Source organism: Citreimonas salinaria, assembly GCF_900107235.1.
Classification (GTDB): Bacteria; Pseudomonadota; Alphaproteobacteria; order Rhodobacterales; family Rhodobacteraceae; genus Citreimonas; species Citreimonas salinaria.
Genome location: NZ_FNPF01000003.1, coordinates 309,561 through 323,631 on the forward strand (window position 1 = coordinate 309,561; position 14,071 = coordinate 323,631).

Sequence of the window (14,071 nt, forward strand, 5' to 3'; positions counted from 1 at the left end):
CAGGGTGTGCTTACTCCTCGTCGTCGACGCTCAGCGCGACGAAGCGCGGATCGCCGCCGCGGCGCACCAGCAGCAGGATCGACTTGCGCCCCGCCTCGCGGGCCGCTTCGACCTGCTCCTCGAAGCCGGCCAGCGTCTCGACCGAGGTCTGGCCGGCCTCGGTGATGACGTCACCGACCTGCAGGCCCTTCTCGAAGGCCTCCGAGGTCTCGTCGACCGCGACCACGGCCAAACCGTCCTGATCTTCGGACAAGCCCAGCTCCAGGCGGATCTCGTCGTAGAGCGGCGACAGGGTCATGCCAAGCGCCTCGAGGCTCGAGGGCTCGTCCTCTGGCAGATCCGGGCCGGGCTGTGCCACCGGCACGGCCTGCGCCTCTTCGCGGCGGCCCAGCGTGATGCGCAGCGTCTCGGTCTTTCCGTCGCGGTTGACCACCACGCGCACTTCCTTGCCAACGGCTGTGTTGCCGACCACGCGCACAAGCTGACGGGTATCCTCGACCTCGACCCCGTCAAAGGACAGGATCACGTCGCCCGCCTGCATACCGGCTTCCATCGCCGGACCCTCGGGCACGTCCGAGACCAGCGCGCCGCGCGCCTCTTCCAGCCCCAGCGCCTCGGCCAGCTCGTCAGTCACGTCCTGGATGCGCACGCCCAGCCAGCCACGGCGGGTCTCGCCGAATTCCTTCAGTTGCTCGACCACGCGGGTGACCACGTTCGACGCCATGGAAAAGCCGATCCCGATCGAGCCGCCGTTCGGCGACAGAATCGCGGTGTTCACGCCGATCACCTGGCCGTCGAGGTTGAACAGCGGCCCGCCCGAGTTGCCGCGGTTGATCGCCGCGTCGGTCTGGATGTAGTCGTCGTAGGTGCCGGACAGTGCCCGGTTGCGCGCCGACACGATGCCCGCGCTGACCGAGAAGCCCTGCCCCAGCGGGTTGCCCATGGCCACGACCCAGTCGCCCACGCGCATGGTGTCGCTGTCGCCGAACGGGACGTAGACCAGCGGCCGGTCCGCCTCGACCTTCAGCAGGGCGATGTCGGTGTTGGGGTCGGTGCCGACCACTTCGGCGGGCAGTTCGAAATCCTCGAAGAACTCGATCAGGATCTCGTCCGCGCCTTCGATCACGTGGTTGTTGGTGACGATATAGCCGTCTTCCGAGATCACGAAGCCCGAGCCCAGCGCCGAGGACCGGCGCGGACGGTCGGGACCGCCGCGATCCTGGAACTCGCGGAAGAAGTCCTCGAAGGGCGAGCCTTCGGGCACGATGCCCTGCGGGCCGGACCGCCCCGCGACCATGGTCGAGGTGGTGATGTTGACCACGGCGGGGCTGACGCGCTCGGCCAGGTCGGCGAAGGATTGCGGTCGGGCCTGCGCATTCGCCATCAGCGATTGCGACATGATCAGCACCATCGACAGCGTCGTGATCCAGAACAGGCGCAACGGCGTCGCCAGGTTGCGCGTCCGAGCGATAGAATCCGGTTTCAATGGGATCTCCTTGTCTCTGCCAGCCCGCCACCCGGCGAGCCGCCTTAAGCGTTGGTCAGCGTTTCGATAGTGACGTGAATAGACGCTTTCGGGCAACACTTAACCCGTTTTTCACCGCTCTCGCGCAAGCGTGAGCGGACCACGCGGAACCCGTGATCGCCTAGCCCTGCGTGATCCACAACAGCACCAGCCCCGTCGCCAGCGTGGCCAGTCCCAGCGTGCGCCGGGCCTCGACGGGCATGGCGCGCAGGGCCTCGAGCAGGCGTTCGACAAGCGAAGGGGCCAGTGCGTACACCAGCCCCTCGATCACGAGAACCAGCGCGATTCCCGTCAGGATGTCAGTCCCGCTCAATTGGTCTCGAGCGGCGGCGGCGCGTCGCCGGCGCCCTCGTCCTCGAAGGCCTCTCCACCCAGCGGAGCGGGGTCGCCGTCTTCGTCTTCCGGCAGCGGATCGACATCCTCGAACCCGGCCTGCGGACCCGCGTCCGGCGCGCCCAGACGCGCCGGCCCGCCTGCCCCGTCGTCCATTTCCTCCAGGTCCTCGACCCGCGGCGCGACCGGGTTGGACCGGTCGGGAACCATGTCACTTTCCAGTTCGATACCGGCCTCGTTTATCGGCTGCGGCTGGTCCTCGGGCACCGTCAGCGGAGAACCGGCATTCTCGTTGCGGAAATACTCGAAGAACTGGCTGTCGGGCGTCATCACCATGGTCGAGTTCTCGCCCTGAAGCGCCGACTCGTAGGCTTCGAGCGAGCGGTAGAACGCGAAGAACTCGGGGTCCGCGCCGAAGGCGGTCGCGTAGATCCGGCTGCGCTCGGCATCGGCCTCGCCTCGGACGATCTGGCCCTCGCGTTCCGCTTCCGAGATCGTCTCGGTCACCGTCCGGTCGGCCAGCGCGCGCACACGTTGCGCCGCCTCGTTGCCGCGGGCGATCTCGTCGGCGGCCTCGCGCTCGCGTTCGGCCCGCATCCGGGCAAAGGTCGCTTCGAGGTTCTGGACCGGAAGGTTGGTCTGTTTAAGCCGCACGTCGACCACGTCCAGACCCAGGGAACGCGCCTGCGCGCGGGCCTGATCGCGGATGCGGATCATCAGAGCGCCCCGTTCCTCGGACAGGATCCGGTCCGATGTCACCTGGTCGGCGCCCAGCACTTCGCGGATCTGCGCGTTGAGGATCGAGCTCAGCCGGTCCTCGGCCGTTGCAACGCCGCCCACGCCAACTGCCTGCCGGAATTGTACCACGTCCGCGATGCGGTAGCGCGCGAAGGCGTCCACCACCAGGCGGCGGTCGTCGGCCGGCGTGACCTCGATCGTCTCCGTGTCGAGCGACAGGATGCGGTCGTCATAGCGCACCACGTCCTGGATGATCGGAACCTTGAAGGCGAGCCCGGGCTCTTCCTTGACGTCGCGGATCTGGCCGAACTGCAGCACCAGCGCCTTTTCGCGTTCGTCGACCACGAAGACCGACGACAGGATCACCACCAGCGCCACGATCGCGACGACCAGAATTACGATTCCCTTACGCATGTCAGTTGCCCCCCACGCCAGTGTTCCCGGCCATGTTGCCGCCAGTATTGCCGGCAGTGTTGCCGCCGACGTTGCCGTTGCGGCGCAACTCGTTCAGCGGAAGGTAGGGCACCACGCCCCCGCCTCCGCCATTGCCCGAGCCTCCGGCCACGGCTTCGTCCAGGATCATCTTGTCCACATCTGCCAAGACACGTTCCATGGTCTCCAGGTACAGCCGGCGGCGCGTCACGTCGGGCGCCTGCGCGTATTCCGTCTGCACCGCGCTGAAGCGGCTCGCTTCACCCAGCGCCTCGTTGACAACCTGAGCGCGGTAGCCTTCGGCCTGCTCACGTACCTGCGCGGCCGAACCCCTGGCTTCCGCGACGACGCGGTTGGCGTAGGCGTCAGCCTGGCGTTCCAGCCGGTCACGCTCCTGCTCGGCGGCCTGCACGGCGCGGAAGGCGTCGATCACCTCGGCCGGCGGGTCCGCCGTATCGAGGTTGATCCGCACCACGTTGATGCCGGATTCGTATTCGTTCAGCGTTTCCTGGATCTGCTCGCGCGCCATGTCGGCGATCAGGCCCCGGTCCCGGTTGAGGATCGGCGCCAGGTTCGACGCGGCGATGATCTCGCGCATGACCGATTCCGACACCGCCTGCACGGTCAGTTGCGGATCGCGCACGTTGAACAGAAGCTGCGCGGGATCGCTGATGTTCCACACGACCTGGAACTCGATGTCGACGATGTTGGCGTCGGTGGTCAGCATCAGGCCATCGCCGGTGCCGCGGCCCACGCCGATCGTCTCGGTCCGCTCAGAGGTGACGTTGACGACCTCGTGGGTCATCACAGGCCAAGGCGCGAAGTTAAGGCCCGGCTGCCCCGTCGAGGCGAATTCGCCCAGGAACAGCTCAACCGATTGCTCTTCGGGCCGGACGGTGTAGATGCTTGCGAAACCCCAGAGCGCCACCAGCGCCAGCGCCGCGATGCCGATCGTGCCGCGGGTGAAGAACGGCCCGCCGCTGCCGCCGGGGCCGCCGCCCGTGCCGTTGCCGCCGCCCCCACGGCCGCCCATCAGCACGCGCAGCCGGTCCTGGCCGCGTTTCATCAGTTCCTCGATCTCGGGGATCTGGTTGTCGCCACCACCGCGGCCTCCGCGGCCGCCGCCGTTCGGGCCGCGCGGGCCGCCATCTTCGGGCCGGCGTCCACCGCCGTCCGAGCCACCGCCGCCCCCCCAGGGGCCGCCGCTGTGTCCTGCCATGAAGTCTCTTCCCTCTTCGTCTTCCACGTCGTGTAGGTGTGCGCGCGGGCGCGAAAATCAACCCGATCAGCCGCTGCGCGAAGGCTGCCGCATCGTCACGAGTTCCTCGGCCATCGTGGGATGAACCGCCACGGTGCGGTCGAAATCCTCTTTCGTGGCGCCCATCTTGACCGCGATCCCCGCCAGCTGGATCATCTCGCCCGCGCCGGGCGCGACGATATGACAGCCCAGAACCTTGCGCGTCTCCTTCGACACGATCAGCTTCATCAGAACCCGGTCGGGTCGGCCGGCGAAGGCGGTGTTCATCGGCCGGAACGAGGTGGCGTAGACCTCGACCGGCTCGCGGTCGCGGGCCTCTTCCTCGGTCAGGCCGATCGTGCCGAATTCCGGTTGGGTGAAGATCGCTGACGGGATCAGGTCGTGGTCGACCGGCGTCGGGTTGCCCCTGAACACGGTCTCGACGAACTGCATCCCCTCGCGGATCGCCACCGGCGTCAGGTTCACGCGATTGGTCACGTCTCCGATGGCGTAGATCGACGGCACGCTGGTCTGCGAATACTCGTCGACCGAGATCCCGCCGCGCTTGCCCAGCGTGACGCCGGCCTCTTCCAGCCCCATGTCGTCCGTGTTGGGCGCGCGGCCGGTGGCGAACAGTACCATGTCGAACACCCGGTCCTGGCCGTTGGTGCCCTTGACCCGCACCGGCACGCCAGGGCCGGGCTCGGGTTCGGAGGTGCCGTAGCGCGCGGCCTCCACGGGGCCCGACATGTGCGCGGCGTCGAGGTTCGGGTCCTCGTCGCCGGTTGCGGCCACCAGACTGGCGATGTTGGTGCCGACATGCAGGTCGATGCCGTTTTCCTTCATCGCGTCGGCGATCAGGCCGCGGGCTTCCTCGTCGAAGCCGCGCAGGATCTGCGCGCCGCGGTAATACTGCGTCACCTCGACGCCCAGACCGTTGAGGATGCAGGCGAACTCGCACGCGATGTAGCCGCCGCCGATGATCAGGATGGATTTCGGCAGGTCTTCCAGGTCGAAGATGTCGTCCGAGACGATGCCGCAATTCGCGCCCGGCACCTGGGGGCGCACCGGGCGTCCGCCGGTGGCCACCAGGATGTGCTTTGCGGTCTTGACCTCGCCGGTCGACAGCTCGACCGTATGCGGATCGCGCAGGCGCGCGCGGGCGTCGAATGTCTCGACCCCCGAGCCCTTCAGCATCTTGCGGTAGACGCCTTCCAGCCGGTCCAGTTCCTCGTGCAGGTGGCCACGGAAGGTCTTCCAGTCGAAGGAGCCATCCGCGATGTCCCAGCCGTAGCAGCGCGCGGCGTCGGGCATGTGGCTGAATTCCGAGGCGAAGACCATCAGCTTCTTCGGCACGCAGCCGCGGATCACGCAGGTGCCGCCATAGCGGCTCTCCTCAGCCAGGGCCACGCGGGCGCCGGTCTCGCCGGCGGCCACGCGCGCGGCGCGCACGCCACCCGATCCGCCGCCGATCACGAAGAGGTCGTAGTCGAATTCGCTCATCGCGCGCTCCTTTTCAGCCTGCGCGCGCAGGTATTTCACAGCGCGGACGCGAACGCCACCGGAAGCGCGCCTAACCGTCCAGGTCGGTGAACAGATTCCCGCCCTCGTCGGCCTGGTCCTCGGTCACGGTGCCGGTCGCCAGGTCGCGCGTCTCGACCCGGCCGTCGGAATGGCCGATCATGACGCGGTCGCAGATGTCGATGAACAATCCGTTCTCGACCACGCCGGGGATCTGGTTCAGCACCAGCGCCATCTGCCGCGGATCGCCGATCCGGCCCAGCTGCAGGTCCAAGATGCGGTTGCCCTCGTCGGTGGTATAGGGGGCGTCGCCGTCCATCCGCAGCTTCGTGTCGCGCCCGTCCACGTCGAGCGAGGCCAGCGCCTCCTCGATCAGCGCCTGCGTCGCCTGCCAGCCGAAGCCGATCACCTCGACCGGCAGCGGAAACCGCCCCAGCGTGTCGACCTCCTTGGCGGCATCCGCGATCACCACCATCTGGTCCGACGCCGTGGCGACGATCTTCTCGTGCAGCAGCGCGCCGCCGCCGCCCTTGATCAGCGACAGGTCGGCGTCGAACTCGTCCGCGCCGTCGATGGTCAGCTCCAGCCAGCCGGCGTCGCCCAGGCTCACCACCTCGATGCCCACCTCGCGCGCCAGCTCCGCCGTGCGGGTCGAGGTCGGCACCGCGCGAAAGCGCAGGCCCTCGTCGCGCACCCGCTCGCCCAGGCAGCGCACCAGCCACGCGGCGGTCGACCCGGTCCCGAGGCCGACGCGCATCCCGTCCTCGACCATCTCCGAGGCGCGGCGGGCGGCGGCGTATTTCGCCTTGTCGATGGGGGACAGGTCCGTGCTCATGCGGAGCTCCTCGGTCGGTGCGGCGCCGTGCGCGGGCGGCCAGTTGATGGTTCGGGCGCCTTATAGGCGGGTGCGCGCCCCTGCGCGACCCGGAATCGCTGCCTTGCCCGCGCGGCCCGCCCATGTTCGGATAGGCGCACCCAGCAAAGGCAAGCCAATGTTCCTGTCGGTCTTCGAGATGTTCAAGGTGGGCATCGGCCCGTCCTCGTCCCACACGATGGGACCGATGGTCGCCGCCGCGCGGTTCCTCGACAGCCTGCGCGAGGCGCCGTTCACGCCGCACGGCCTGCGCGCCTCGCTGCATGGCAGCCTGGCCTTCACCGGCGTGGGCCACGCCACCGACCGCGCCACCGTTCTGGGTCTCGCCGGCTTCCGGCCCGACACCTACGACGCGGACGCCGCCGAGGAGGCGCTGGCGCGCATCCGCGAGACCCGCCGCGTAGAGCCCGAGGGCCTGCCCCCGCTGGCGTTCGACCCCGAAAAGGACATGCGCTTCGACTTCGGCCCGCCCCTGCCCGGCCACGCCAACGGGATGATCCTGATGGCCACCGACGCGCAGGGCGACGTCATCACGCGCGAGACCTACTTCTCGGTCGGCGGCGGCTTCGTCCTGACCGAGGCCGAGCTGAAGCAAGGCCGCGACACCGACACCGGCCCGGCCGTGCCCTACCCCTTCAAGAGCGCTGCCGAGATGCTGGTGATGGCAAAGGACAGCGGGCGGACCATCGCCCAGATGAAACGCGCCAACGAGGACAGCCGCGGCGGCCCGGCGGCGCTGGACCGCGGTATCGCGCGGATCTGGCAGGTGATGGACGATTGCATCGACCGCGGCTTGGCCACCGACGGCACCCTGCCCGGCGGCCTCAACGTGCGCCGCCGCGCAAAGGCGATCCACGACCAGCTGCAGGCCGAGCGCAGCCTCAACCAGTCCGCCCCCCACACGATCAACGACTGGATGAGCGTCTACGCCATGGCCGTGAACGAGGAGAACGCTGCCGGCGGGCAGGTCGTGACCGCCCCCACGAACGGCGCCGCGGGCGTGGTGCCGGCGGTGATCCGATACTGGCTGGACCACGTGCCGGGTGCGTCACGCAAGAAGATCCCCGACTTCCTGCTGACGGCGGCGGCGATCGGCGGGTTGGTGAAGTACAATGCCTCGATCAGCGGCGCCGAGGCCGGCTGCCAGGCCGAGGTCGGGTCGGCGGCGGCAATGGCGGCGGCCGGAATGGCGGCCGTGATGGGCGGCAGCCCCGAGCAGATCGAGAACGCTGCCGAGATCGCGCTGGAGCATCACCTGGGCATGACCTGCGACCCGGTGAAGGGCCTGGTGCAGGTACCGTGCATCGAGCGCAACGGCCTTGGCGCGGTCAAGGCGGTGTCTGCGGCCAGCCTTGCCCTGCGCGGCGACGGCGCGCATTTCGTGCCGCTCGACGCGTGCATCGAGACCATGCGCCAGACCGGCGCGGACATGAGCGAGAAGTACAAGGAGACCGCCCTGGGCGGTCTGGCGGTCAACGTCCCCAATTGCTGAGAACACCCAGCGGGCCCAATTGCCGAGAAGCCTCAGCGGGCCGAACCGCTGAGCATGCTCAGCGCGCCGATTCGGTGCGCGCGCCCGGCCCGGGCAGGATCTCTCCAACCGACAGCACCGGCGAAGCGTCGATATCCGCCGCGTCCAGCATTGCCGCAACCCGTTCGAGCGCGGCGACGATCATCGCCTGCTCCCAGTCGGGCAGCGATTCGAATTCCTTGACATAACGCTGCTGCAGCGCGTCCGGCGCCCCCAGCACCTTGGCGCGGCCGGCCTCGGTGACGATCAGGTGGGTCTGCCGCCGGTCGGTCTTGGACCGCTCGCGGTCAAGCATGCCGTAGCTTTCCAGCTTCTTGATCAGCGCCGAGATCGTCGCCTGGGTAACGCCCATCCGGGTCGCCACCTCCGTCGGCGTGGCATGGCCCTTTTCGCAAACAATCTGCAGCACGCGCAACTGCACGGCCGTCAGGCCCGCGTCGCGCGCCAGCTTGCGGCCATAAAGCTCGGTCGCGCGCAGAATGCGGCGGATTGCGACAAGGCTGTCGTCTGTGCGGTCCATCGGCTGATCCAGTTGTGGCCAGCCGACATTAAGCCCGGCACGCGGGGCTTCACAAGACGAAGGGTCCTTTGGCTTTCGCGCTGGATGATTCATGGGCTTCACTTAGGCTTACGTTATATTTTTGGTTATGAGGCACTAGATATATGCGAGATTTCCCTGTATTCAAAGGAAAATCGCCAAGTCCGGCAAATCGGGGAAGAAAATTACTTAGCCCCTTGAAGCATCGGCCGCAAAGTATATACTTAGCCATGCAAAGCAAAACAGCGAGGTGACCCCGTGAGCAAGCTTCACAGCGTCGACACCAAAGACCAGATCACGTTCCGCAAGCCCGTCCGCGAGGATGGTGCCGAAGTGTGGGAACTGATCAAGGCTTGCAAGCCGCTCGACGAGAACTCGATGTACTGCAACCTCCTGCAGTCGGATCATTTCCGGGACACCTGCGTCGTGGCCGAGATGAACCGCGAGATCGTCGGCTGGGTTTCGGGCTACGTGCTGCCGAACGACGACAGCACCGTCTTCGTCTGGCAGGTCGCCGTGTCCGAGAAGGCGCGCGGCTGCGGGCTTGGCCAGCGGATGCTGAACGCCCTGCTCGAGCGCGACGAATGCAAGAGCGTGCGCCGCCTGCGGACCACTATCACCGCCGACAACGGCGCGTCATGGGGCCTGTTCAAGAAGTTCGCACGCACGCACGACGGGTTCCTCGATTCCGAAGCGCACTTCACCCGCGACACCCACTTCCAGGGTGCGCACGACACCGAACACATGGTGACGATCACGCTGCCGGCCGCGCTGACGCGCGCCGCCTGATCGCACCCCCCGTACTTCAAGAAAGGTATTCCAATGCCCAACGATCTGAGCATCTACAAACGCCGAGAATCGGAGGCGCGCAGCTATTGCCGCAGCTTCCCGACCAGCTTTAACCGCGCCAAGGGGTCCGAGATGTGGGACGTCGACGGCAACCGCTACATCGACTTCCTGGCGGGCTGTTCGTCGCTGAACTACGGCCACAACGACCGCGACATGCAGGCCGCGCTGATCGAGCATATCCAGGCCGACGGGATCACCCACGGCCTCGACATGCACACCGAGACCAAGCAGGCCTTCCTGACCGCGTTCGAGGACATCATCCTCAAGCCGCGGAACATGGACTACAAGGTCATGATGACCGGCCCGACCGGCACCAACGCCGTCGAGGCGGCGATGAAGCTGGCGCGCAAGGTCACCGGCCGCACCAACATCCTGACCTTCACCAACGGCTTCCACGGCATGACGATGGGCGCGCTGGCCGCGACCGGCAATGCCGGCAAGCGTAACGGCGGCGGCATGCCGCTGGCCGGCACCACGCACATGCCGTTCGAGGGCGCCTTCGGCCCCGACGTGGACAGCCTGTCGCTGATCGAGCAGATGCTCGACAACCCGTCCTCGGGCATCGACGCGCCGGCCGCGTTCCTGATCGAGCCGGTGCAGGGCGAAGGTGGCCTGAACGCCGCGTCCACGGAATTCATGCAGGGCCTCGCGCGCCTGGCCAAGAAGCACGGCGCGCTGCTGATCGCAGACGACATCCAGGCCGGCTGCGGACGCACGGGCACCTTCTTCTCGTTCGAGGAGATGGGAATCGAGCCCGACCTGATCCCGCTGGCCAAGTCGTTCAGCGGCATGGGCCTGCCCTTCGCCGCGCTGCTGGTGAAGCCCGAGCACGACATCTGGAAGCCGGCCGAGCACAACGGCACCTTCCGCGGCAACACCCACGCCTTCGTCACCGCGCGCATCGCGCTCGAGAAGTTCTGGAAGGACGACGCGTTCAGCCGCGAGCTGGCCGAGAAGTCGGTGCAGCTGACCAGTGGCCTGCAGGCCGTCGCGGACGAGATCGAGGGGGCGACTCTGAAGGGCCGTGGCCTGATGCAGGGCGTCGACGTGGGCGGCGGCGAGCTTGCCGGCGCGATCTGCGCGCGCTGCTTCGAGAAGGGCCTGATCATCGAGACGTCGGGCGCCCATGACGAGGTAGTCAAGGTGCTGGCACCGCTGACGACCTCCAGCGCGCTCCTGCGCGAGGGCCTGGGCATCCTGCTCGAAGCCGTGCGCGAAGTGAACACAACCAAGATGGCAGCGGAGTAACAGGCAATGATCGTCAGGGATTTCGACAAGATCGTCAAAGGCGAACGCGACCGCGTGGTCGCCGACGCCAAGTGGACCAGCGTGCGGATGCTGCTGGCGAATGACGGGATGGGGTTCAGCTTCCACATCACCGTCCTCGAAGCCGGGTCCGAGCACACGTTCCACTACAAGAACCACTTCGAGAGCGTCTATTGCATGCAGGGCAAGGGGTCGATCACCGACCTCAAGACCGGCGAGACGCACGAGATCAAGCCGGGTGTCATGTACGCGCTCAACGAGCACGACAAGCACACCCTGCGCGCCGAGGAAGAGCTGTGGATGGCGTGCTGCTTCAATCCGCCGGTCACCGGCACCGAAGTGCACCGAGAAGACGGCTCTTACGCCGCACCAGACGAAGTGAGCTGAGACCGCAGGCGGGGGTATGCCCCCCGCCCGCCCCTCGAAGCACACTCAGGAGTTTCCAATGACCCTCAAGACCGCCCAATCGCATACTGTCGAGAAAATCGGCGGCACATCCATGTCGCGCGTGACCGAACTGCTGCAGCCGCTCTTTCGCGTCGACAACCCCGAATACAACCGCATCTTCGTGGTCTCCGCCTTCAGCGAGATCACGAACCTGCTGCTGGAACACAAGAAGACCGGCGAGCCGGGCGTCTACGCCCATTTCGCTGACGAGACCGAGGATCACGGCTGGCACGGCGCCCTCAGCCGCGTCGAGGCCGCCATGCGCGAGGCGCAGGAGGCGGTGCTCGACCACCCGGCCGACCGCGCCGAGGCGCGCGATTTCCTGCGCGAGCGGATCGAGGGCGCGCGCTCGTGCCTGATCGACCTGCAGCGCCTGTGCTCCTACGGCCATTTCCGCCTGTCCGAGCACATGGGCAAGACGCGCGAACTGCTCTCCGGCCTGGGCGAGGCGCATTCCGCCTTCGTCACCACCGCGCTGCTGCGCCGCCACGGCGTCGACGCGCGCCTGATCGACCTGTCGGGCTGGCGTGACGACCGCGAGATGACGCTGGACGAGCGCATCCTCGACGGGCTGTCGGACGTCGACTTCGCCACGGAAATGCCGATCGTAACCGGCTACGCGCAATGCTCCGAAGGGCTGATGTCCCAGTTCGACCGCGGCTATTCCGAGGTGACGTTCAGCCAGATCGCCGCCCTGACCGGCGCGCGCGAGGCGATCATCCACAAGGAATTCCACCTCTCGTCGGCTGACCCCAAGCTGGTCGGCGCCGAGAACGTGCGCAAGCTGGGCCACACCAACTACGACGTGGCCGACCAGCTGGCCAACATGGGGATGGAGGCGATCCACCCGACCGCCGCCAAGGCCCTGCGCCAGGCCGAGGTCGCGCTGCGCGTGACCAACGCCTTCGAGCCCGAGGACCCCGGCACGCTGATCGACGAGGCGCCCGCCGAACAGGGCGTGGCCGAGATGGTTACCGGCCTCGAGACCTACGCGGTCGAGCTGTTCGAGCAGGACATGGTCGGCGTGAAGGGCTACGACGCCAACACGCTGGACCTGCTCAAGCGGCACAACATCCGCATCGTGTCGAAGGTGACCAACGCCAACACGATCACGCACTACGTGGACGCCCCCCTGTCGCGCGTGCGCGAGTTCGAGAAGGATCTCGGCAAGCGCTATCCCAACGCCGAGATCAACGTGCGCGCCACCGCCATCGCCTCGGTCATCGGGCGCGACCTGCGCGGCCTGCACGTGCTGGAACGCGGACTGGGCGCGCTGCGCGAGGCCAAGGTCGACGTGATCTCGGCCCACCAGACGACCCGCACGGTCGACGCGCAGTTCGTCATCAGCCGCGACGACTTCGAGAAGACCGTGAAGGTCCTGCACGACACCTTCATGGGCCGCACCGACGACAAGACGATCCGCAAGGTCGCCTGACGGCGCCTGCCGGACCGCACGAGACAAGGGAAACCGCGCCGCCTGCCGGCGCGGTTTTTTTGCTGCGTTGCCGCGCGCGCGCGCCCGGACTAGCCTCACCCCGGATGCGCAGGGGGTAAGAATGCCGGAACCGACGGGGCGCGTGCTGGTCTATGCGCCGGTCTCTCTGTTCGACCATGACGGTCGCCGCTACATCGAGGACCAGGCCATCATCGGCCTGCGGCGCTGGGCGGAGAATTTCGCCCGCGCCGACGTTCTGATGCCCGTGGCGCACATGCCTCCGCCCGCCGGCTGGACCGATGCGCGCGATGCCGCCCTGCCCGCCAACCTGGTGCTGCATCCCCTGCCCATCGCTTGGCGCCCTGACCAGTTCCTGCGCGCCTACCGCCCGACGCGCGCGCGCATCGCGGCGCTGATCCGCGACTGCGACTATCCCTGCTTCGCGATCGGCGGGCTTTTCGGTGACTGGGGCGCCGTCGCCGCCTTCGAGGCGGCGCGCCAGAACCGGCGCTTCGCAATCTGGACCGACCGCGTCGAATCCGAGGTCACGCGCCACGGGGCGCACCATGGCCCCTGGCGCGCGCGCCTGCGCAAGCGGCTCTACCGGCGCCCGATGGCGGCACTTGAACGCGCGGTCATCTCGCGCGCGACGCTGGGCCTGTTCCACGGGCGCGAGACCTACGAAGCCTACGCGCCCTATGCCCGCGCGGCCGAGCTGGTGCACGACATCCTGCTCGAAAAATCCGACCGGATCGACGCGGACGCACTGACCGCCAAGCAGGCCGAGGCGCGCCTCGGCCCCCTGCGCATCATCTATGCCGGCCGCGCCGAGGCCATGAAGGGCCCGATGGACTGGATCGACACCCTCGCCGCGCTGAAGACGCGCGGGGTGGCCTTCCGCGCCAAGTGGCTGGGCGACGGCGCGGAACGCCCGGCGATGCAGGCAGCCGTCGCCCGCGCCGGCCTGTCGGACGCGGTCTCGCTGCCCGGCTTCGTCGCCGACCGCGCCGCCGTGCTGCGCAGCCTGCGCGCCGCCCATGTCTTCCTGTTCTGCCACCGCACCCCCGAAAGCCCCCGCTGCCTGATCGAGGCGCTCGCGTCGGGCACACCGCTGCTGGGCCATGACGGCGCCTATGCCCGCGACCTCGTGAGCCGCGACCCCCGCGCGGCGCGGCTCTTCCCGATGGGCGACGCGGCGGCGATGGCCGCGGGGCTCGCGGCGTTCGACACCGACCGCACCGCGCTGGCCGGCGCCATGGCAGCGGCACGCACCTGCGGCGAGGGCTTCGACTCGGAAACCGTCTTCGCCCACCGTGCCGAGCTGCTGCGGCGCTACCTGGGCTAG

13 protein-coding genes are annotated in these 14,071 nt (G+C 68.0%); 6 read left to right on the forward strand and 7 right to left on the reverse strand.

Annotated features, from left to right (window positions below):
• Positions 1-10: 10 nt before the first annotated feature.
• From BLW27_RS05710 to rpiA, 6 genes are all read right to left on the reverse strand, one after another.
• Positions 11-1,486 (reverse strand): DegQ family serine endoprotease, encoded by a 1,476-nt coding sequence (locus tag BLW27_RS05710; protein WP_425429275.1) that lies wholly within the window; start codon positions 1,484-1,486, stop codon positions 11-13.
• A gap of 160 nt (positions 1,487-1,646) precedes the next feature.
• Complete coding sequence (locus BLW27_RS05715) at positions 1,647-1,838, reverse strand: DUF2065 domain-containing protein (RefSeq protein WP_089880549.1); 192 nt, start codon at positions 1,836-1,838, stop codon at positions 1,647-1,649.
• On the reverse strand, positions 1,835-3,010 hold the full coding sequence (gene hflC, locus BLW27_RS05720) for a protease modulator HflC (protein ID WP_089880552.1): 1,176 nt from the start codon (positions 3,008-3,010) through the stop codon (positions 1,835-1,837). The genes BLW27_RS05715 and hflC overlap by 4 nt, the downstream gene beginning before the upstream one ends.
• A 1-nt stretch (position 3,011) precedes the next feature.
• Positions 3,012-4,247, reverse strand: a complete 1,236-nt coding sequence (gene hflK / locus BLW27_RS05725; RefSeq protein WP_089880556.1) for an FtsH protease activity modulator HflK — start codon at positions 4,245-4,247, stop codon at positions 3,012-3,014.
• 66 nt (positions 4,248-4,313) lie between these two features.
• Positions 4,314-5,768: an FAD-dependent oxidoreductase gene (locus BLW27_RS05730; RefSeq protein ID WP_089880559.1), complete on the reverse strand. Its 1,455-nt coding sequence runs from the start codon at positions 5,766-5,768 to the stop codon at positions 4,314-4,316.
• A 70-nt stretch (positions 5,769-5,838) separates the two neighbouring features.
• Positions 5,839-6,621 carry a ribose-5-phosphate isomerase RpiA gene (rpiA, locus tag BLW27_RS05735; RefSeq protein ID WP_089880562.1) on the reverse strand — a complete coding sequence of 261 codons (783 nt, stop codon included), beginning with the start codon at positions 6,619-6,621 and terminating at the stop codon, positions 5,839-5,841.
• 157 nt (positions 6,622-6,778) lie between these two features.
• On the opposite strand from rpiA, the gene BLW27_RS05740 reads away from it, so the two are divergent.
• Positions 6,779-8,152, forward strand: coding sequence for an L-serine ammonia-lyase (locus BLW27_RS05740; protein ID WP_089880565.1), 1,374 nt, complete (start codon positions 6,779-6,781; stop codon positions 8,150-8,152).
• Positions 8,153-8,210: 58 nt separating this feature from the next.
• Here BLW27_RS05740 and BLW27_RS05745 read toward each other — a convergent pair whose 3' ends face one another.
• Positions 8,211-8,711: a MarR family winged helix-turn-helix transcriptional regulator gene (locus tag BLW27_RS05745; RefSeq protein WP_089880568.1), complete on the reverse strand. Its 501-nt coding sequence runs from the start codon at positions 8,709-8,711 to the stop codon at positions 8,211-8,213.
• Positions 8,712-8,987: 276 nt separating this feature from the next.
• On the opposite strand from BLW27_RS05745, the gene ectA reads away from it, so the two are divergent.
• From ectA to BLW27_RS05770, 5 genes are all read left to right on the forward strand, one after another.
• The gene (gene ectA / locus BLW27_RS05750; protein WP_177177831.1) at positions 8,988-9,518 is read left to right on the forward strand and encodes a diaminobutyrate acetyltransferase; all 531 of its coding nucleotides are present in this window, start codon (positions 8,988-8,990) and stop codon (positions 9,516-9,518) included.
• Between the two features lie 33 nt (positions 9,519-9,551).
• Positions 9,552-10,826: a diaminobutyrate--2-oxoglutarate transaminase gene (gene ectB / locus BLW27_RS05755; protein WP_089880571.1), complete on the forward strand. Its 1,275-nt coding sequence runs from the start codon at positions 9,552-9,554 to the stop codon at positions 10,824-10,826.
• A gap of 6 nt (positions 10,827-10,832) precedes the next feature.
• Positions 10,833-11,231 (forward strand): ectoine synthase, encoded by a 399-nt coding sequence (locus BLW27_RS05760; RefSeq protein WP_089880574.1) that lies wholly within the window; start codon positions 10,833-10,835, stop codon positions 11,229-11,231.
• A 58-nt stretch (positions 11,232-11,289) separates the two neighbouring features.
• Positions 11,290-12,726, forward strand: a complete 1,437-nt coding sequence (locus BLW27_RS05765) for an aspartate kinase (RefSeq protein ID WP_089880577.1) — start codon at positions 11,290-11,292, stop codon at positions 12,724-12,726.
• Positions 12,727-12,847: 121 nt separating this feature from the next.
• Positions 12,848-14,071, forward strand: coding sequence for a glycosyltransferase (locus BLW27_RS05770; RefSeq protein WP_089880579.1), 1,224 nt, complete (start codon positions 12,848-12,850; stop codon positions 14,069-14,071).

Coding starts and splice junctions, on each gene's coding strand:
- rpiA (WP_089880562.1), bottom strand. CDS start 6,621: ATGAGCACGGACCTGTCCCCCATCGACAAGGCGAAATACGCCGCCGCC.
- BLW27_RS05760 (WP_089880574.1), top strand. CDS start 10,833: ATGATCGTCAGGGATTTCGACAAGATCGTCAAAGGCGAACGCGACCGC.
- hflC (WP_089880552.1), bottom strand. CDS start 3,010: ATGCGTAAGGGAATCGTAATTCTGGTCGTCGCGATCGTGGCGCTGGTG.
- BLW27_RS05740 (WP_089880565.1), top strand. CDS start 6,779: ATGTTCCTGTCGGTCTTCGAGATGTTCAAGGTGGGCATCGGCCCGTCC.
- BLW27_RS05770 (WP_089880579.1), top strand. CDS start 12,848: ATGCCGGAACCGACGGGGCGCGTGCTGGTCTATGCGCCGGTCTCTCTG.
- BLW27_RS05745 (WP_089880568.1), bottom strand. CDS start 8,711: ATGGACCGCACAGACGACAGCCTTGTCGCAATCCGCCGCATTCTGCGC.
- BLW27_RS05765 (WP_089880577.1), top strand. CDS start 11,290: ATGACCCTCAAGACCGCCCAATCGCATACTGTCGAGAAAATCGGCGGC.
- ectB (WP_089880571.1), top strand. CDS start 9,552: ATGCCCAACGATCTGAGCATCTACAAACGCCGAGAATCGGAGGCGCGC.
- BLW27_RS05730 (WP_089880559.1), bottom strand. CDS start 5,768: ATGAGCGAATTCGACTACGACCTCTTCGTGATCGGCGGCGGATCGGGT.
- hflK (WP_089880556.1), bottom strand. CDS start 4,247: ATGGCAGGACACAGCGGCGGCCCCTGGGGGGGCGGCGGTGGCTCGGAC.